We start from the raw sequence: 18,221 nt of genomic DNA on the forward strand, positions 1-18,221 counted from the left end.
GGAGCCGGGCCCATCGCTGGCGTAGAGACACGAACATGAGGGGTTCCTCCAGGGGAAGTGCGACGCTGCTACTCGAAACCCCGCGGCGTGCCGGCGCCGACGGTCGGACGGTGCTGCTCAGGCGTGCTGCTGCGGTACCACTCCCCTCAGGAAGGCCAGGCCGTCGACGGCGATCGCGTCCTGGCTCGCGGCCAGCGGCCGCCAGATGGACGCCGCGGTGGCGATGGTCGCGTTGTCGGCGGTGAAGGACTCGATGACGAGCGGGCCGGTGTAGCCCGCCGCGTCCAGGGCGGCGACGATGCCGGGCCAGTCGAGGTGGTCCGCGCCCGGCGCGCCGCGGTCGTTGGCGCACACCTGCACGTGTGCGATGCGGCCGGCGGCCCGTGCGATCGCCCCGGTGACGGACTGCTCCTCGATGTTCATGTGGTAGACGTCGAGCGCCAGCCCGATGCCGTCGGCCGGGAGCCCCTCGATCGCCTCGAGCGCCTGGTCGACGGTGTTGATCAAGCTGGTCTCGTACCGATTCAGCGGCTCGACGGCGACGGTGACGCCGGCGGCGCGGGCGTGCTCGACCACGGGGCCGAGGCCGTCACGCAGCTCGGCGTACCGGTCCGCCCGCTCGGACGGCGTCATCCGCCAGGTCCGCCCGACCGACGCGTACGCGGGTCCGGCGATGGCCGGCGCGCCCACCGTCGCGGCGACGTCGACGACGTGCCGCAGATAGTCACGGGTGCGGGCGACGGTATCCGGGCCGGTCGCGACCAGCTCGCGGCCGTCGCCCATGACCAGCGCGACCGCCGCCGTCAGGCCGTGATCGCCGAGCACCTTCGCGGCGTGCGCGGGGTCCCAGTCGCCCGGGTTCTCGACCGGCAGCTCGACGACGTCGAACCCCCAGCCACTGATCCGCGGCGCCAGCTCGGCCAGCGCGGCGTCCGTGAGCGGCGACGTCCACACCCACGTGTTGACCCCGAAGCGTCGGGTCATCGGTCGGGACTCCTCTCCCCGGGGCCCCGCCGATCACCGGCACGCTGCGGCGTACCGGTGATCGGCGGGGTGAACGGTGTACCTCAGCGGTCCTGCCAGGCCGCCGGGAAGCCCGGCAGGTCCTCGCCGCCGAACTTGGCGTAGTGCAGGCTGGGCATATCGGCGTTGCGGTCGAGGAACTCGTCGCGGTCGTCCTCGGTGATCTCGTCCTGCGGGAGCACCCACTCCACCGGCACCTGCTCGCCGGCCCAGATCATCGTCGCGGCGAGGATCGGGGTGCGCCACTGGAAGTTCGAGTACACAGGTGCGACGGCGGTCATGCCGGTCTCCTGCCACTTGCGCAGGAAGCTCAGCTCGTCCTCGCCGACCATGACCGGGTAGTCGTTGCCGGTGTCCTCGAACGCCTCGACCGCCGCGACGGCGCCGTCACCGGCGTCCATCCAAATGCCGTCGACCTCACCGCGCTGCAGCGCCTGCGTGACCAGGTTCTTGATCTCCGCGCCGTCGCCGCCGGTGAACTCGTCGCCGAGGATCTCCAGCTCGCTGTCGGCGAAGATCTCCTGCGCCGCCGCCCAGCGGTTCTCCAGCACGTCGACACCCGGCAGGATGCGCAGCGGCAGGACGGTCGAGCCCGGCTCCAGGTTCTCGACCAGGAACTCCGCGCCGTCGGCGCCGTAGGCGTAGCCGCCGATCGGGTGGATGAACGTCACCATGCAGTCGCTGTTGACACCGCGGTCGAACACGATGACCGGCACGCCGCTCGCGCAGGCCGCCTCGACCGCCGGGGTCAGGGTGGCCGTCGTCGACGGCGAGATGATGATCGCGTTGCAGTCCCCGGCGTCGATGAACGCCTGGATGTCGGAGATCTGCTTGTTGTCGTCGTCCGCGGCGTCGGAGACCCGGAACTCGCCGATCAGGCCCTGCTGCTGCAGTACCTCGACCTGCTGCTGCATCGTGATCCAGCCGGTGACCCGCCACGGGTTGCTCACCGAGGCGTTCGAGAAGCAGAGCGTGTTGCCGTCCTGCGCGTACTGCGCGGTGTCGACGTACTCCGGCTCGATCGCCTGCAGCCACGGGGTGGCCGGGTCGCCCTCGGGCGCGATGTCACGCTGGGCCAGCTGACGGTCGTAGTCGGCGCGGACGAAGAACTCGCCGTCGGTCGTCTCCTCGTCCTCGCCCCCGGCGCCCGGGTCCTCGCTGGCGGCCGCGGTCTCGTCGGGCGCCGCGGTGTCGGACGGCTCGTCGGTGGTGCAGGCCGCGAGCATCAGGGCCGCGGCAGCCGCTGCCGCCAGTAGAGCGCGCGTAGTGCGCATCGTTCCCCCTCCTTGGGTGACGATCACAATCAGGCTTCGTTCGATTGCTGTTGGGACGGAACTTCCTGGTGGTGCCGGGGACGCGCCCTCTCACGGGCCGCATAGGCGACGGCCGCGATGATGATCACGCCTTGAACCGCCGGCCGGATGGTCGACGGCATGCTCAACTGGTTGAACAGGACGAACAGGGCCTCGAGGGTGAGCGCGCCGGCCATCGCCGCCACGACCCAGCCGCGGCCGCCGCCGAGCGCGGCGCCGCCGAGCACCACCGCCGTGATCGCGGTGAACTCCAGCCCCTGCCCCACCTGCGCCGTGACACCGGCGTAGCCGCCGATGAGGATCGCGGCCACCGTGGCCGCCACGCTGGACATGACGAACGCCAGCGTGCGCACCCGCCAGACCCGGACGCCGGAGAACCCCGCGGCGCGATCGTTGTCGCCGGTGGCGATCAACGTGCGGCCGTACGAGCTGCGCATGACCGCCACGGCGATGATGACGATCCCGATCAGGATCATCAGCGCCCATGGCAGTTGCCGTACGACCGACATGTCGATGCCGCCGCGTCCGGGCTGGCGGAACGCCTCGGACAGGGCGCCGGTCGGCGCGCCACCGGTCCACAACCGGATCGCGCCGTAGAGCACCAGCATCATGCCGAGCGTCGTGATGAACGACTGCACCTTGAGCAGCGTGGTGATCAGCCCGTTGACCAGGCCGACGAGGATGCCGAAGCCGAGCATCAGCAGGATGACGGGGACCGTGCGGCCCTCCTCGCCGTCGATCAGCGCGGCGGCGATGACCACCTGCGCGCCGACCAGCGACCCGACCGACAGGTCGAACTCGCCGGACACGATGACGAAGTACTGGCCGATGGCCAGGATCATCAGCGGCGCGGCCTGCTTGAGGAACGCCATCAGCGACGGCGGCTCGGCGAAGCCCGGGTTGACGATGAAGATCGCCGCGAACACGACGATGAGCAGGGCGAAGACCGTGCCGCTGCCGCCGCCGAAGACGCGCGCGAGCAACTCGCCGGCGCGCGAGCCGGCGCTGCGCTGCGGGGCGGGCCCCTGAGCCGGCTGCCGCGTGGTGACGGTCATCGGGAGCCTCCCGCGAGCTCTGGCGTCGGCTGGTCCGGCCTCGGTTCGGGTGGCGCGGTGCCGCCGCTGCCGCCGTCACCGCCGAACCTGACGCGGCTGGCCTTCCGGTCGATCTGCCGGCGGGCGTAGATCGCGACGGCGGCGACGATGATGGTGCCGCGCAGCACGTCCTTGAAGAACGGGTCGACCGCGAGGATGTTGAAGACGGTGTCGAGCACGGCCAGGATCAGCACGCCGGCGATCGTCCCGGCGATGCCGCCGCGGCCGCCCAGCAGCAGCGTCCCACCGAGCACCACCGCCGCGATCGACTCCAGGTCGTAGCCGGAGTTGTAGACCAGCGCGCTGCCGGTGCCGAACCGGGCCGCGATCAGCAGGCCGGCGATGCCCGCCGCGATCGAGCAGAGCACGTGCGCCGTCACCAGCACCCGGCCGGTGCGGATGCCGGACAGCCGCGCGACGTCCGCGCTGCCGCCGACGGCGAACATGTGGTAGCCGGTGCGGGTCTTGCGCAGGAACAGGATGCCGGCCACCGCGACGGCCAGCATGACCAGCGTCGACAGCGGCACCGGGCCGATGCGGCTGAAGCCGAACTGCTGGAACGAGCTGGGCACGGCGCCGGCCGGGCCCTGGTACTCGGTGTCCAGGTAGCCCTTGATGATGAGGCCGACGCCGAGCGTCGCGATGAACGGGTTGACCTTCAGCACCGACACGATCAGGCCGTTGCACAGGCCGATCCCGCCGGCCACCAGCAGCACGGCGACGATCGCCAGCGGCACCCGCGCGGGGTCGCCGTTCATCGTCGTCGCCGCGATCAGGCTGCTCAGCGCCATCACGTAGCCGACGGACAGGTCCAGCGACCGGCACAGGATGACCAGCGTCTGGCCGATGGCGACGAACCCGAGCAGGCTGGACCGGCTCAGGATGTCGCGGGTGTTGGCGATGCTGAACAGGTTCTGGTCGTCCAGCGCCACCAGGATCGCGCCGATGACGAGCACCCCGGCCAGCGCCAGCCACACCAGCTCGGTGGCGCCCAGCCGGCGGCGGGCGGCCTTCCCGGTCCCGGCGACCGCGACCGCGCGGCTCATCGCTTCGTCCCTTCGGTCTCGTGGCCCGTGGCCAGTGCCATCACCGTCTCCTCATCGGCGCCGGCGGGCAGTTCCCCGGCGACACGGCCATCGCGCAGGACGACGATGCGGTCGGCCATGCCGATGACCTCGGGCAACTCGGACGAGATCATCAGGATCGCCACGCCCTGCGCCGACAGCTCGCGCATCAGCGTGTAGACCCGTTCCTTCGCGCCGACGTCGATGCCGCGGGTGGGCTCGTCGAGCACGATCACCTTCGGTTCGGTGGCCAGCCACTTGGCCAGCACGACCTTCTGCTGGTTGCCGCCGGACAGGAACCGCACCTCCTGGCTGCTGCCGCGCGAGACCAGCTCCAGCGACGACAGGATGCCGGGGATCCGCCGGGCCCCCTGCGACGCGCGGCGCGGCAGGACGGCGTCCAGCACCAGCCGGGCGTTCGCGGCGATGGACTGGTTGAGCACCAGGCCCTCGCCCTTGCGGTCCTCGGTCACCAGCGCCAGCCCGGCCCGCACCGCCTGACGCGGCGTGCGCGCGGTGAGCGGGCGGCCGTCGAGGCGCACCGTGCCGCGGGTGAACCGGTCGACGCCGAACAGGGCGTGCGCGATCTCGGTGCGCCCGCTGCCCTGCAGCCCGGCCAGCGCGACGATCTCGCCGCCGCGGACGTCCAGGTCGATGCCGTCGAGCTGCTCGTTGCCGCCCTGGCGGATCTCGAGGCGGACGTCGCCGGCCTCGGTGCCGGGCAGCTTGTCCGGGAAGAAGCTGGCGATCGGCCGGCCGACCATCTTGCGGACCAGCTCGTCCGAGGTGATGTCGGACGTGGCGACGGTGTCGACCAGCGCGCCGTCCTTGAGGATCGTCACCCGGTCGGACAGGTCGAAGATCTCCTTGAGCCGGTGCGAGACGTAGAGGATGGCGACGCCGCGCTCCTTCAACTTCGCGATGAGGCGGTAGAGCAGCTCCACCTCCTCGTCGGCCAGCGCCGCGGTCGGCTCGTCCATCGAGATGATCCGCGCGTCGTAGGACAGCGCCTTGACGATCTCGACGATCTGCTGGCCGGCCACCGACAGCGAGCTGACCCGGGTCTCCGGCCGCAGCCAGGTCAGCCCGAGGTCGTCCAGCAGCGCCGCTGTGTCGGCGTTCATCCGGCCGGCGTCCACCAGCCGGTTGCGGCGCGGCTCGCGGCCGAGGAACACGTTCTCGGCGACGGTCCGCTCCGGCAGCAGGTTGAACTCCTGGAACACGGTCGACACGCCGGCCTGCTGGGCCAGCAGCGGGTGCTCGAAGGCGACGGTCTCGCCGTCGAGCTGCACCGTGCCGCCGTCCGCCTGGTAGACGCCGGCGAGGATCTTCATCAGCGTCGACTTGCCGGCACCGTTCTCGCCGATCAGCGCGTGCACCTCGCCCGCGCGCAGGTCGAGGTCGACGCCGTGCAGCACCTGGACGCCGAGGAACGACTTCTCGATGCCGCTCATCCGCAGCAGGGTCGTGGCAGGGCTGGCCACACCGCTCATTCGGGAACCTCCACCCACTCGTTCTCGCGGGCCGACGTCACGACGGCCTCGGCCAGCCGGGCGGCGCGCAGGCCGTCGTCGAACGTGGGCAGGCCGTCCGGGATGTCGCCGCCGATGGCCGCCTGGGTGTCGGCGACGAACGCGTCGAAGCAGTCCTGGTAGCCCTGCGAGTGGCCGGCCGGGACCCGGGCGTACCGGGCGGCTGGCGAGCTGAGCGTCTCCGGGTCGCGGACCAGCTGGCTGCTGCGCTCGCGTCCGCCCCACCACAGCTGCTCGGGGTTCTCCTGGTCGAACGCGAGCGAGCCGCGCGAGCCGGACACCTCCAGCAGCAGCCGATTCTTGCGCCCGGCCGACACCTGGCTGACGACGACCGAGCCGATCGCGCCGGTCCGGGTGGCGAACTGGACGATCACGACGTCCTCGGTGGTGACGTCGCGCAGCGTCTCGACGCCGCGCAGCTTGTTCACCGTCGACGACTGCGCCGAGAGCCGGGCGATGCGCTCCCCCGTCACGAACTCCAGCAGGTCGCACCAGTGCGAGCCGATGTCGCCGAACGCACGGGTCGGGCCGCCGAGGCGTGGGTCGACCCGCCAGTTGTCGTCGGTCGGGTGCAGCAGCCAGTCCTGCAGGTAGCTGCCGTGGGCGAGGAAGATGCTGCCCACCTCGCCGGCGCGGACCCGCTCGCGGGCCTCACGGACCATCGGGTGGAAGCGGTAGACGAACGGGACGGCGGCGATCCGGCCGGCTTCGCGGGCGGCGGCGGTCATCGCGTCGGCGGCCTCGGTGGAGGTCGCGAGCGGCTTCTCGCACACGACGTGCTTGCCGGCGGCCAGCGCTGCGAGCACGACCGGCTCGTGCAGGTGGTTGGGGGTGCACACGTGGACGACGTCGACGTCGGCGCGGTCCAGCAGGTCGTCGAGGGTCGAGTAGACCGCGTCGGCCTGCAGCTCGCCCAGCGCCGCGGCCGCGCGCTCCGGGGTGGAGCCGACGGCTCCGACCACCCGGCCGCCGGCCACCTGGACCGCCCGCGCGTGCACCCGGCCCATGAAGCCGGTCCCGACGATCGCTGCCCGGTACCCCGGCTCGGGGAAGGAATCCGCACCGGCCGCGCGGTCTGTGATCGGAGTCACTGCCATGGCAGAGGAACTTAGAGGCACTTTTGCATGCACGTCAAGCAAAAGTTGCGCGGTCGTTACCGCATGTGCGGATGTTGTACGGAAAGAAGTCGGGTGTGTTTCACTAGTGACATGCTCGAAGGCGTAGGCGTCACGACGTCACGGCCGGCAAACGTCCAGCCAGACGGCGCTTCCATGTACTCGGCGGGGTCGCTGTTCCAATTGCTGCGCGACGGCCGCCCCCGCACGCGCGCCGAACTGGCGGCCGAGACCGGCCTGGCCCGTTCGACCGTCACCCAGCGCGTCGACGCCCTGCTGGCGAGCAACCTGATCGGCCCGGCCGACAAGGCCGCCTCCACCGGAGGACGGCCGCCCACCCGGTTCGCGTTCAACCCCAACGCCAGGTACGTGCTGGCCGCCGACATCGGCGCCACGCACGCCCGGCTCGCGCTCACCGACCTCGCTGCCCAGGTGCTGGCCCAGTCCGCCGACGACCTGCTGGTCGCCGCCGGTCCCGAGACCGTCCTCGACTGGGTCGACCGCGTCGGCCACGAGCTGATCCGGGACGCCGGCCGCGACCCCGCCGACCTCCTCGGCGTCGGGCTCGGCCTGCCCGGCCCGGTCGAGCACTCCACCGGCCGCCCCGTCAGCCCGCCGATCATGCCCGGCTGGGACGGCTTCGACGTGCAGGGCTACCTGCAGGACCGGTTCGGCGCGGTCTCGCTGGTCGACAACGACGTCAACATCATGGCGCTGGGCGAGCACCACGTGGCGTGGAGCGACGCGCCGCACATGATGTTCGTCAAGGTCGCCACCGGCATCGGCAGCGGCCTGATCAGCGACGGCCGGCTGCACCGCGGCGCCCAGGGCGCCGCCGGCGACATGGGGCACCTGCAACTGCCGCACGGCACCGACGTCGTCTGCCGCTGCGGCAACACCGGCTGCCTCGAGGCCGTCGCCAGCGGCGCCGCCATCGCCGCCAAGCTGGCCGCCAACGGCGCCCAGGCCTCCACCAGCTTCGACGTCGTCGGGCTGGCCCGCGGCGGGAACATCGAGGCGCTGCAACTGCTCCGGCAGGCCGGCCGCGACATCGGCGAGGTGCTGGCCGCCGCGGTGAGCCTGTTCAACCCGTCCGTCATCGTCATCGGCGGGTCGCTCTCCCAGGCCGGCGAGCACCTCATCGCCGGCGTCCGCGAGATCGTCTACCGGCGCTCGCTGCCGCTGGCCACGCAGGACCTGCGCATCGTGCAGTCCAGCACCGGCGACCGCGCCGGCATCATCGGCGCCGCCGTCATGGTCATCGACCACGCCCTTGCACCGGCCCAGGTCGACCTGCTGATGGCCGCCGCCCTGAGCTGACGCCCTGCCGGCACGTCGGCTCCCGCCCGGCCGCTACGTCACCTGATCATCTCCAGGTGGACACACCATGATCAGGTGACCAACCGCGGCGAACGGCCGCCGTTTCGTCACCTGATCGTTTCCGCCGGGTGCCGCGCCCGTCGCTCGCCTTGTGTCAGTTCTCCGCGAGGAGCTGCTCGAACGGGGTCGGCACGGCGAACGGGTCGGCCGCCTGGCGCGGCTCACGGTCGCTGACCAGCTCAGTGAACTCGCGGACACCGCGCTCGATGCGCCGGGTCAGGCCGGTCGGGACCGCGCCGTCGCCGCCGTCGCCGTCACCCGCGTTCTCCGCGCCCCAGTCGGAGGTCGCCGCGTACACCGCCGTCGGCACGACGATCGCGTGCAGGTAGGTGAACAGCGGCCGCATCGCGTGCTCCAGCGCCAGCGAATGCCGCTCCGTGCCGCCGGTGGCGCCGAGCAGCACCGGCATCCCGTCGAGCGCGTCGGCCTCGACCACGTCGAAGAAGGTCTTGAACAGGCCGCTGTAGGAGGCGGTGAAGATCGGCGACACCGCGATCAGCCCGTCGGCCGTCGTCACCGCCCCGATCGCCTGCTCCAGCGACGCGCTCGGGAAGCCGCTGAGCAGGTGGTTCGTCAGGTCGTGCGCGTGCTCGCGCAGCTCGACGACGCGCAGGTCGACGTCGACGTCGCGGGCGGCGAACTGGCGGCCGGCCGTGTCGGCGAGCCGGTCGGCCAGCAGCCGGGTCGACGACGGCTGGCGCAGCCCCGCCGACACCACCGCGATGCGCCGCGACGTCGTCATCGGGCGGCCTCCACGTTCTCCGCCGCCCGGCCGGTGACGTCGTCCTCGGCGTGCACCGTCGCGTCGCGCGCCCCGCCGGCCGCCGCGACCAGCGACGCGTGCGTCGGCGCGTCGGGGATGTGCTCCGGCCGGCCGACGGCCATCTCGCGGCGCAGCACCGGCACGACCTCGGTCCCGAGAATCTCGATCTGCTCCAGGACGATGTCCAGCGGCAGGCCCGCGTGGTCCATCAGGAACAGCTGGCGCTGATAGTGCCCGACGTCGTCGCGCATGGCCGCGTACCGGTCGATGACCTGCTGCGGGCTGCCCACCGTCAGCGGCGTCTGGTCCATGAACTCCTCCAGCGAGGGCCCGTGGCCGTACACCGGGGCGACGTCGAAGTAGGGCCGGAACTCGCGGATCGCGTCCTGCGAGCTGGGCCGCATGAACACCTGCCCGCCGAGCCCCACGATCGCGGTGTCGGCCGGGCCGTGGCCGTAGTGCTCGAAGCGGCGGCGGTACAGGCCCACCATCTGCTTCGTGTGCGACATCGGCCAGAAGATGTTGTTGTGGAAGAACCCGTCGCCGTAATAGGCCGCCTGCTCGGCGATCTCCGGGCTGCGGATCGAGCCGTGCCACACGAACGGCGGCACGCCGTCCAGCGGCCGCGGCGTCGACGTGAAGCCCTGCAGCGGGGTGCGGAAGCGCCCCTGCCAGTCGACGACGTCCTCCCTCCACAGGCGGTGCAGCAGCGCGTAGTTCTCCACAGCCAGCGCGATGCCGTCGCGGATGTCCTTGCCGAACCACGGGTACACCGGGCCGGTGTTGCCACGGCCCATCATCAGGTCCACCCGGCCGTCGGTCAGGTGCTGCAGCTTGGCGTAGTTCTCCGCGATCAGCACCGGGTCGGTCGTCGTGATCAGCGTCGTCGCCGTCGAGAGGATGAGCCGCTCGGTCTGCGCGCCGATGTAGGCCAGCGTCGTCGTCGGCGCCGACGCGATGAACGGCGGATTGTGGTGCTCGCCGGTCGCGAACACGTCCAGGCCGACTTCCTCGGCCTTCCTCGCGATCGCCACCGTCGCCTTGATCCGCTCGTTCTCGGTAGGCGTCCGCCCCGTGGTGGGATCGGTGGTCACGTCCCCCACCGTGAAGATCCCGAACTGCATCTCGCGTCACTCCCTCTCGCCGACTGTTGACGTGTCAACCAAATCTAACCGCCACAACCGGCCGGCGTGTGCCCGTATTCCAGAGTGTCACGCCCGGAGTCGCTCGTGCAGCCACCCGGACCCGCCAGAGCGTGCGGCTGCACGCCCTCGCGCGGCCACTCGCGGCCACCGTCAGCCGTGCAGCCGTTCCCGCGCCGCCGCGTACGCCTCCCGCACCCCGGCGCCCGCCGCCGCCTCGACCGTCGTCTCCAAGTCGAGCGGCCACGGCGGCGGAGTCGCGGCGCCCGAGAGCGCCCACGCCGCCTGCCGGGCGGCGCCCAGCGCGACGTACTCGCCCGGGGCCGGCACGACCACCGGCGTCCCGAACACCTCCGCCGCGACGGCCCGGACCGCGGCCGACTTCGCCGCGCCCCCGATCAGCAGCACCCGCCGGACCGCCACCCCCTGCGCGGCCAGCGCGTCCACGCCGTCGGCCAGACCGCAGAGCATGCCCTCGACGGCGGCCCGGGCCAGGTTCCGCGGCGTCATCGCGGCGCGGGTGAGGTTGACCAGCGAGCCGGTCGCGTCCGGCAGGTCCGGCGTCCGCTCGCCGTCGAGGTACGGCAGCAGCACCAGGCCGCCGGCGCCGGACTCCGCCTCCAGCGCGAGCCGGTCCAGCCCGGCGAGGTCGGTCCCCAGCAGGGCCGCGGCGGCCGTCAGCACCCGCGCCGCGTTGAGCGTCGCGACCAGCGGCAGGTGTCTGCCGGTCGCGTCGGCGAATCCGGCGACGGTGCCGGTGGGATCGGCGACCGGCCGCTCGGCCACCGCGAACGCCGTCCCGCTGGTCCCGAGCGAGACGACCACGTCACCCGGCTCGAGCGCCAGGCCCAGCGCGGCACCCATGTTGTCGCCGGTGCCGGGGGCGATGGCCGCAGCTGCCGCCGTCGTGCCGGTGATCTCGTTCGGGGCGGCGACCCGCGGGACGCCGAGGGCGCGGCCGAAGCCGAGCTCCAGCAGGTCCGGGCGGTACTCGTTGGTCGCGGCCGACCAGTAGCCGGTGCCGGAGGCGTCGCCGCGATCGGTGACCGCCTGCTCGGGCCGGCCGGCCAGGCGCCAGCTGAGGTAGTCGTGCGGGAGCATCACCTGCTTGACGCGGGCGGCGTGGTCCGGTTCGTGCCGGGCCAGCCAGCGCAGCTTGGTGACGGTGAAACTGGCCACCGGCACCAGCCCGACGGCCTCGGCCCACGCCGCGGGGCCGCCGAGTTCCGCCGTCAGGTCGCGAGCGGCGCCGGCCGAGCGGGTGTCGTTCCACAGCAGCGCCGGGCGCACCACCTCGCCGGCCGCGTCGAGGACGACCATGCCGTGCTGCTGTCCCCCGACGGCGACCGCGGCGGCCCGCCCGAGCAGCCCGTCGCCGGCCTGGTGCAGGGCCTCCCACCAGGCACGGGGGTCGACCTCGGTACCGTCGGGATGGTCGGCCCGGCCGGTCTCGACGACGGCACCCGAGTCGGCGTCTACGAGCACGACCTTGCAGGACTGAGTGGACGAATCGATGCCGGCGACGAGGGTCATGCCCGCATCATGCCCGCCGCGACGGCCCGTCCGCGACGCCTGGCGCCGGTCATCGACCGGCCGGGCGCCGGGTCTGGCACGCCGTCGTCAGGGGCAGGCCCCGCCGAGCCCCCGACCGACACCGAAGGCCCGCCCGGATCGTCGACCACCAAGACAGGCCCGCCGCAGCTGCCGACCGCTAGCTGAACGGGTCCTCGTGATCTACGCAGCTGGGGTGGGCTGATCGCCGCGGGTGCCTTGGCACTGCTGGCCATGCTGGATATCGGGATGAACCGGACGTCCGGGCGGCGGTCAGCCTAGCCAAGGTGGTGGCCGGTGACCGGGTGAGGCCACTGTCGCCGGGCGGCAAGCGATCTCACCCATCAAGGGTGCGCGCTCAACCGCGGCCGGTGCTGCCGCGGGAGGGGCCGGGAGGGGCCGGCGCCGGTTAGGGTCCGAGGATGGGTGGGTCTCCGGGGGCCGCAGCCGATGACGACTAGCCCTCAGGCCGGTCGGCCGGTCCTCGCGCCGGTGGGCCTGGTCCACTCGGTCGGGCCGGTCCACTCGGTTGGCCGGGCTTCGCGTTGACTGGCCGGCCGTGCGCCCGGGTCTGCCACGTCGCCGTGGTCCGCACGTTGGCCGTCCCCCTGGCGCCCATTCTCTCAGCCGCGAAACCGCGCCTCAAGCGGACCCGATCGGCGCTTCGCGCGTTGGGTGACCGCTTGACCCGCGGCCCCGCGGCCAAGAACGGGCACCTATCAGGGGGACGGGGGCAGTCTGGGCACACCTCGCCGTCCGCTGCCTTGGTCCCGGCCAGCTGTGGCCGCCACCGCCGAGTTGGTCATGGCGAAATCGGGGTTCCCCGTGCGCCGGAACCCCGATTTGGCCATGATCAACTCGGGTCGTGGGGTAGCGGCACGGCTTCACGCGCGGCGGGTGCACCTCACTCGCCCCAGGACCGTATGACCGCCGGCGACGACGCTCATCCGGTGCTACGGCGGGTGACGTGCTCCCCACGCGAGTGACGTCGACGATCTGGGACGTCTTCGATAGCCAGAACCGTCCGGAAGGCCCCTCGAACACGACTCCCGCCATCGAAGACGGCTCCGGGAGTCGATGACGACCAAACGGTGCACCGGCGCGAACAGCGAACGGCAGCCAGCCAGGCGAACGGTGCACCCGGGCGGGCCTGTGCCCGCACTTCCCCCGTCCCCCTGATAACTGCCCGTTTCAGAATGATCTCGGCGTGTCTCGGGGCGGACTGACCGGCGGGGTTCGGCATGCTGACCTCATGATTGATGATCTTGTTCCGGATGCGTTGTGGGAGCGGGTCGTGCCGCTGCTGCCGGTCCCGAAGCCTCGGCCTCGGCTGCACCACGGGCGGCGGCGGCTCGACGACCGCGCGGCGCTGGCGGGGATCGTGTTCGTGCTCAAGTACGGCGTCGGCTGGGCACAGGTCCCGAAGCATGCTCTCGGGGTGTCCGGGGTGACGTGCTGGCGCCGGCTGCGGGAGTGGACCGAGGCCGGCGTCTGGCCGAAACTGCACCAGATCCTGCTGGCCGAACTGCGCCGGAACGGGCTGCTGAACCTGGACGACATGAGCGTGGACGGGTCGCACGTGCGCGCGCTCAAAGGGGGGACCAGACCGGCCCATCCCCGGTCGACCGCGGCCGCGCTGGCTCCAAGCACCACCTGATCGTCGACGGCAACGGCGTCCCACTACAGATCACACTGACCGGTGGGAACCGGCACGACGTCACCCAACTACTCCCACTGGTCGACTCGCTGCCCAGGATCAAGGGTGTCGTCGGCCGGCCCCGGCACAAGCCCAAGATCCTCTACGCCGACCGCGGCTACGACTACGACAAGTACCGCCGCGAACTACGCGAGCGCGGCATCGTCCCGAAGATCGCCCGCCGCGGCGTCGCGCACGGCTCCGGACTCGGCACGAAACGATGGGTCGTGGAACGCGCCTTCGCCTGGCTCCACCACTTCAAACGACTCCGCACCCGCTACGAGACCCGCGCCGACCTCCACCTCGGCCTCATGCAACTCGCCTGCGCCATCATCTGCTGCCGCAAACTCCCACCAGCATTCTGAAACGAGTTCTAAGAAGATGGGCAGCAGGGGGACGGCCCACGGCCGCAAAACGGCCAACGCGGCAGACCCCGGCCAACCGCCGCACCCCAAGGCGCCCGTGGCAGCCCATACCGAACCACGCGGCCAGCCCTACCCCCACCGACGCGCCCAGCGCACCCGCGCCAGCCGGCGTCACCGGCGAAACGTCCACACGACCAATCGGACTCACTCATCCAGGGCAGGCCGCTGCGGCCGCCGACCGCACGGTGGGCCGCGCGGGGTCCGTCCGCCGTCAGCCGGTCGGCGCCGCCGTCCGCTGGTACGCCTCCACCAGTGCGCCGTCGAACACCTCGACCGGCTGCGCACCGGCGACGCCGTGCGTGCGGCCCATCACGAAGAACGGCACGCCGCTGGCGCCGAACTGGCGGGCGAGGTCGATCTCCGCCCGCACGTCGTCGGCATAGTCGTCGCCGTCGAGCACCCGGCGCGCCTCGTCGGCGGGCACGCCCACCTCGGCGGCCAGCCGGACCACGTTCTCCGGCGTCCCCAGGTGCACCGACTCGATCAGGTGTGCCCGCATCAGCCGCTCGTGCAGCTGCGGCCCGGCCCCGTGCTCGCGGGCCAGGTGCGCCACCCGGTGCGCGTCGAACGTGTTGGCGACGCGCGCGGTGTCCAGGTGGTACTCCAGCCCTTCGGCGGCGGCGAGCGTGGTGACGCGCTGGTTCATCTCCACCACCTGCTCGGCGCTGACCCCGTACTTCGTCCGCAGGCTCTCCGACACCGGGCCGTCCGCGCCCTGCGGCGTCGCCGGGTCCAGCTGGAAGCTGCGCCAGACGATCTCGACGTCATCAGCATGCTCGAACCGGCCCAACGCCGTCTCGAGCCGCCGCTTGCCGATGTAGCACCACGGGCAGACGAAGTCCGACCACACCTCGACCAGCACTGTCACGTTCTCCTTGCGTTCGTTGGTGGTGTTCGGGGCGCGATCAGAGGGCGCAGAACCCGTCGCCGCAGTCCCCCGCTCCGGCGTCGGCCGGGTCGGTGCCGTCGGCAGCTCCGCCGGTGCTCCCGAGCACGATCAGCCCGGACGGGGCGCTCTCGGCGGGGTCCGCGGGCGCGGTCGTGTCGTCTCGGGGTTCGCTCATGATGGTTGAAGCGTCAACGGGTTCGGTGGCATTCCCGTGGGACTCCGGTTGCTCACGATCCGACGGACCGCGGAGCATGGGTCCAGCTGACCGATGGCGTCCTCGTGCTGGATCGGCATACCGGCACGATGCCGGGCGCACATGGGCGGCGAGGACGAGGAGAGCGCCCGGAGGTTCGGCTGGTGGCCCGCTGCGTCGACACCCGACACCGTCAGGGCCGCGTTCGCGCGATGGGACGACGACTGGCGCGCCGAAGCCAGTGCCGGTCGCCGGCAGTGACGGCACCGCCACGGTGCGGTTCGGTGCCCGCCTGCCCGGAGCGTGATGCGGACTCGGTATCCACAGGCCGCCCCGCTTCCCGTGGTTATCCACAATGTCCGATTCGTCCCCAGCGAGCTGCGCCGCTCCCCGGCAGGGTCGTACCATGACGATCCACGAAGGAGCAGGAGATGAACGACGCGCAGACCTGGACACTGATCGGCGGCTTCACGGCCGTCATCAGCATCATGTTCACGATGCTGCTGCGCTTGATCGACGCCAAGGTCGGCGGGCTGGAGAGCCGGTTCGACACCATCGACCACCGATTCACCACCATCGATCACCGATTCGCGGCGATGGACGAGAAGTTCGACGCGCGCTTCCAGTCCATGGACGCCAGGTTCGGCGCCATGGACGCGAAGTTCGGCGCCATGGACGCGAAGTTCGATTCCATGCGCGCCGAGATGAACACCCGGTTCGACGAGGTCAACCGGCGCATCGAGCACCTCGACGGCGACGTCGTCGCGCTGACGCGGCGCGTGTTCCACCGAGAGGACGGCTGACCTGAACGACGCACAGATCTGGACGCTCCTCATCGGTTTCATCGCCCTGTCGGTCTACGCCTTCGTCGTGTTCCTACGGATCAACTAGAGGCTCGACGAGTTCGGCGAGCGCATGTTCGGCCGCTCCGACCACCGGGAGACGCCTGACACCAGAACCGACGACGAAATACCGCGTCCGGAGGTCCGTCGCGAGGACGGCTGAACCCGGCCAACCCCGCAGCCGACCAGCGTCAGCCGGCGGCGCCGATGCCTCGCTCGCGCAGGTCGCGACGGTGCTTCTCCAGCGCCATGAGCTCGCCGAACAGCCGGTTGTAGATCTCCACCTGCGCTGACGGGTCGGTGCGTTGCAGCTTGGCCTTCAGCGCGACCAGCTGCCGCGACACCCAGACCTCGTGCAGTCGCAGGACCACGGAGTCGGCGTAGCGCTGGACGGCGTTCTCGTCGACGGGCATGGCCTCGACGGCGAGCTGGGTGGCGACGTGCCGGGCGGCGTCGTCGGGGGCGACGGCCAGGAGTGCCTCGACCCAGTCGTGCCCACCTGCCTGCGTGGCGCAGCCGCCGGCCTTGGCGACGGTCTCGCGGACGGAGCGGTAGGCGGGCGAAAGGAACGCCTCGGGCCCGAGGTCGTCGAAGGTGGGTCCGGCCAGGGCGGGCCGCTGAACGGCGACGCGCAGGGCGGCCCGCTCCAGCTCGAGTGTCTGCGGGTCGACGTTGCCGTGCACCGGCACACCGAGCGCCTGCTGCCCGGCCGGTGGCGGCGCGGCGGACCGGCCCCGCCCGCCGGCGGCACGACGGTCGGGCACGCCCGCGGCGGCGCGGACCCGGGACACGACGTCTCGTTCCCAGTTCTCCGAGTGGCCCAGCGGCGGGCCGACCCACCCGGAGAGCCGGACGGCGTACTGGTCACGGACGGAGCGGTCGCGGATGCGGGCGATGAACGGGATCGCCTTGTCCAGGGCGTGCGCCCGGCCCTCGGCGTTGTCGAGGTCGTACTCGTCGATCATGGACCGGATCGCGAACTCGAACAACGGCCGGTGCCGTGCGATCAGCTCGCGCACGCCCGGGTCGCCGGAGTTCTGCCGCCGCTCGCACGGGTCGAGGCCGTCGGGGTCGATGGCGACGTAGGTCTGCCCGACGAAGCGCTGGTCGCCCTCGAACGCCCGCAGCGCCGCCTTCTGGCCCGCGGCGTCGCCGTCGAAGGTGAAGATCACCTGGCCGCGGTACTCGTCCTGGTCGCGCAGCAGCCGGCGCAGGATCCGCGCGTGGTCCTCACCGAACGCCGTCCCGCAGGTGGCGACGGCGGTGGTGACGCCGGCGAGGTGACAGGCCATGACGTCGGTGTAGCCCTCGACGACGACGGCCTGCGAGGTGCGCGCGATGTCCTTCTTGGCGAGGTCGACGCCGTAGAGGACGTGGCTCTTCTTGTAGATGGACGTCTCGGGGGTGTTGAGGTACTTGGCCTCGATGCGGTCGTCATCGTAGAGGCGGCGGGCGCCGAAGCCGACGACGTCGCCCATGAGGTCGTGGATCGGCCATACCAGCCGGCCGCGGAACCGGTCGTATGGCGCGTTGCGGCCCTGCGCGACCAGCCCGGCGGTGATGATCTCGTGGTCGCTGAAGCCCTTCTGCCGCAGGTGCTTGCGCAGCACCTCGCCGCCCTGCGGGGCGTAACCGACGCCGAACCGCTCGGCGGCCGCGTGGTCGAACCCGCGCTCGTCGAGGAACTGCCGTCCGGCGACGGCCTCCGGCGACCCGGCCAGTGCCTCGGCGTAGAACTCCGCCGCCACCCGGTGCGCCTCGACCAGCCGGGTGCGCTGCTCGCGGTTCTGCCGCGGCGCCGACCCACCGGACCCGGTCTCGTCGTAGCGCAACTGCAGCCCGACCTTGTCGGCCAGCCGCTCGATCGCCTCGGTGAACGACAGCTGGTCGATCTTCTGGACGAAGCTGATGACGTCGCCGCCCTCGGCGCAGCCGAAGCAGTGGAAGAACCCGCGGGCTGGCGTGACGTGGAACGACGGCGACTTCTCGTCGTGGAACGGGCACAGTCCCTTGAGCGATCCGCCGCCCGCGTTGCGCAGCGCGACGTACTCGCCGACGATGACGTCGATCCTGGCGCGCTCGCGAATGGCTGCGATGTCCTCGTCCCGGATGCGACCTGCCACGCGCCTGAGTCTACGACCGCCGCCGGTCCGCCGCTTCCCCCCAGGCAGGCGGGACGGCCAGCAGGTGAGGCGGGCG

At 71.9% G+C, this 18,221-nt stretch carries 15 protein-coding genes; 3 read left to right on the forward strand and 12 right to left on the reverse strand.

The window, feature by feature from the left end; all coding sequences use genetic code 11:
- Window positions 1–117 precede the first annotated feature (117 nt).
- From ACW62_RS19390 to ACW62_RS19415, 6 genes are all read right to left on the reverse strand, one after another.
- Entirely contained in the window at window positions 118–984 is an 867-nt protein-coding gene (locus ACW62_RS19390; protein WP_053205744.1) for a sugar phosphate isomerase/epimerase family protein, read from the reverse strand.
- 83 nt (window positions 985–1,067) lie between these two features.
- Window positions 1,068–2,297, reverse strand: coding sequence for a substrate-binding domain-containing protein (locus ACW62_RS19395; protein ID WP_053205745.1), 1,230 nt, complete (start codon window positions 2,295–2,297; stop codon window positions 1,068–1,070).
- A gap of 29 nt (window positions 2,298–2,326) precedes the next feature.
- On the reverse strand, window positions 2,327–3,391 hold the full coding sequence (locus ACW62_RS19400) for an ABC transporter permease (RefSeq protein ID WP_053205746.1): 1,065 nt from the start codon (window positions 3,389–3,391) through the stop codon (window positions 2,327–2,329).
- A complete protein-coding gene (locus tag ACW62_RS19405) occupies window positions 3,388–4,476 on the reverse strand; it encodes an ABC transporter permease (RefSeq protein ID WP_053205747.1) in 1,089 nt (362 codons plus the stop codon). Before ACW62_RS19405 ends, ACW62_RS19400 begins: the two co-directional genes overlap by 4 nt.
- The gene (locus ACW62_RS19410) at window positions 4,473–5,987 is read right to left on the reverse strand and encodes a sugar ABC transporter ATP-binding protein (RefSeq protein WP_053205748.1); all 1,515 of its coding nucleotides are present in this window, start codon (window positions 5,985–5,987) and stop codon (window positions 4,473–4,475) included. Before ACW62_RS19410 ends, ACW62_RS19405 begins: the two co-directional genes overlap by 4 nt.
- Window positions 5,984–7,123 carry a Gfo/Idh/MocA family protein gene (locus tag ACW62_RS19415; RefSeq protein WP_083459939.1) on the reverse strand — a complete coding sequence of 380 codons (1,140 nt, stop codon included), beginning with the start codon at window positions 7,121–7,123 and terminating at the stop codon, window positions 5,984–5,986. The genes ACW62_RS19410 and ACW62_RS19415 overlap by 4 nt, the downstream gene beginning before the upstream one ends.
- A gap of 111 nt (window positions 7,124–7,234) precedes the next feature.
- On the opposite strand from ACW62_RS19415, the gene ACW62_RS19420 reads away from it, so the two are divergent.
- A complete protein-coding gene (locus tag ACW62_RS19420; RefSeq protein ID WP_205629471.1) occupies window positions 7,235–8,461 on the forward strand; it encodes an ROK family transcriptional regulator in 1,227 nt (408 codons plus the stop codon).
- A gap of 154 nt (window positions 8,462–8,615) precedes the next feature.
- On the opposite strand, the gene ACW62_RS19425 is transcribed toward ACW62_RS19420, so the two are convergent.
- The 3 genes from ACW62_RS19425 to xylB form a co-directional block, all read right to left on the reverse strand.
- Window positions 8,616–9,263, reverse strand: a complete 648-nt coding sequence (locus ACW62_RS19425) for an FMN reductase (RefSeq protein WP_053205751.1) — start codon at window positions 9,261–9,263, stop codon at window positions 8,616–8,618.
- Window positions 9,260–10,408, reverse strand: a complete 1,149-nt coding sequence (locus ACW62_RS19430; protein ID WP_053205752.1) for an LLM class flavin-dependent oxidoreductase — start codon at window positions 10,406–10,408, stop codon at window positions 9,260–9,262. Before ACW62_RS19430 ends, ACW62_RS19425 begins: the two co-directional genes overlap by 4 nt.
- 171 nt (window positions 10,409–10,579) lie before the next feature.
- On the reverse strand, window positions 10,580–11,959 hold the full coding sequence (gene xylB, locus ACW62_RS19435; RefSeq protein WP_053205753.1) for a xylulokinase: 1,380 nt from the start codon (window positions 11,957–11,959) through the stop codon (window positions 10,580–10,582).
- A gap of 1,270 nt (window positions 11,960–13,229) precedes the next feature.
- Between xylB and ACW62_RS33310 the strand changes: the two genes are divergently transcribed.
- A protein-coding gene (locus ACW62_RS33310) for an IS5 family transposase (protein ID WP_157574852.1) occupies window positions 13,230–14,038 on the forward strand; the annotation gives its coding sequence in 2 pieces (ribosomal slippage) (window positions 13,230–13,569 and window positions 13,569–14,038; 810 coding nt in all).
- 271 nt (window positions 14,039–14,309) lie between these two features.
- Here ACW62_RS33310 and ACW62_RS19445 read toward each other — a convergent pair.
- Both ACW62_RS19445 and ACW62_RS34165 read right to left on the reverse strand, forming a co-directional pair.
- On the reverse strand, window positions 14,310–14,966 hold the full coding sequence (locus tag ACW62_RS19445) for a DsbA family oxidoreductase (RefSeq protein WP_240477344.1): 657 nt from the start codon (window positions 14,964–14,966) through the stop codon (window positions 14,310–14,312).
- A 37-nt stretch (window positions 14,967–15,003) separates the two neighbouring features.
- Window positions 15,004–15,162 carry a hypothetical protein gene (locus ACW62_RS34165; RefSeq protein ID WP_157574853.1) on the reverse strand — a complete coding sequence of 53 codons (159 nt, stop codon included), beginning with the start codon at window positions 15,160–15,162 and terminating at the stop codon, window positions 15,004–15,006.
- Window positions 15,163–15,611: 449 nt separating this feature from the next.
- On the opposite strand from ACW62_RS34165, the gene ACW62_RS19450 reads away from it, so the two are divergent.
- Window positions 15,612–15,983: a hypothetical protein gene (locus tag ACW62_RS19450; protein ID WP_053205756.1), complete on the forward strand. Its 372-nt coding sequence runs from the start codon at window positions 15,612–15,614 to the stop codon at window positions 15,981–15,983.
- 230 nt (window positions 15,984–16,213) lie between these two features.
- Here ACW62_RS19450 and dnaG read toward each other — a convergent pair whose 3' ends face one another.
- Window positions 16,214–18,145, reverse strand: coding sequence for a DNA primase (gene dnaG, locus ACW62_RS19455; RefSeq protein WP_053205757.1), 1,932 nt, complete (start codon window positions 18,143–18,145; stop codon window positions 16,214–16,216).
- Window positions 18,146–18,221 lie beyond the last annotated feature (76 nt).

It is taken from the genome of Jiangella muralis (assembly GCF_001270745.1).
Classification (GTDB): domain Bacteria; phylum Actinomycetota; class Actinomycetes; order Jiangellales; family Jiangellaceae; genus Jiangella; species Jiangella muralis.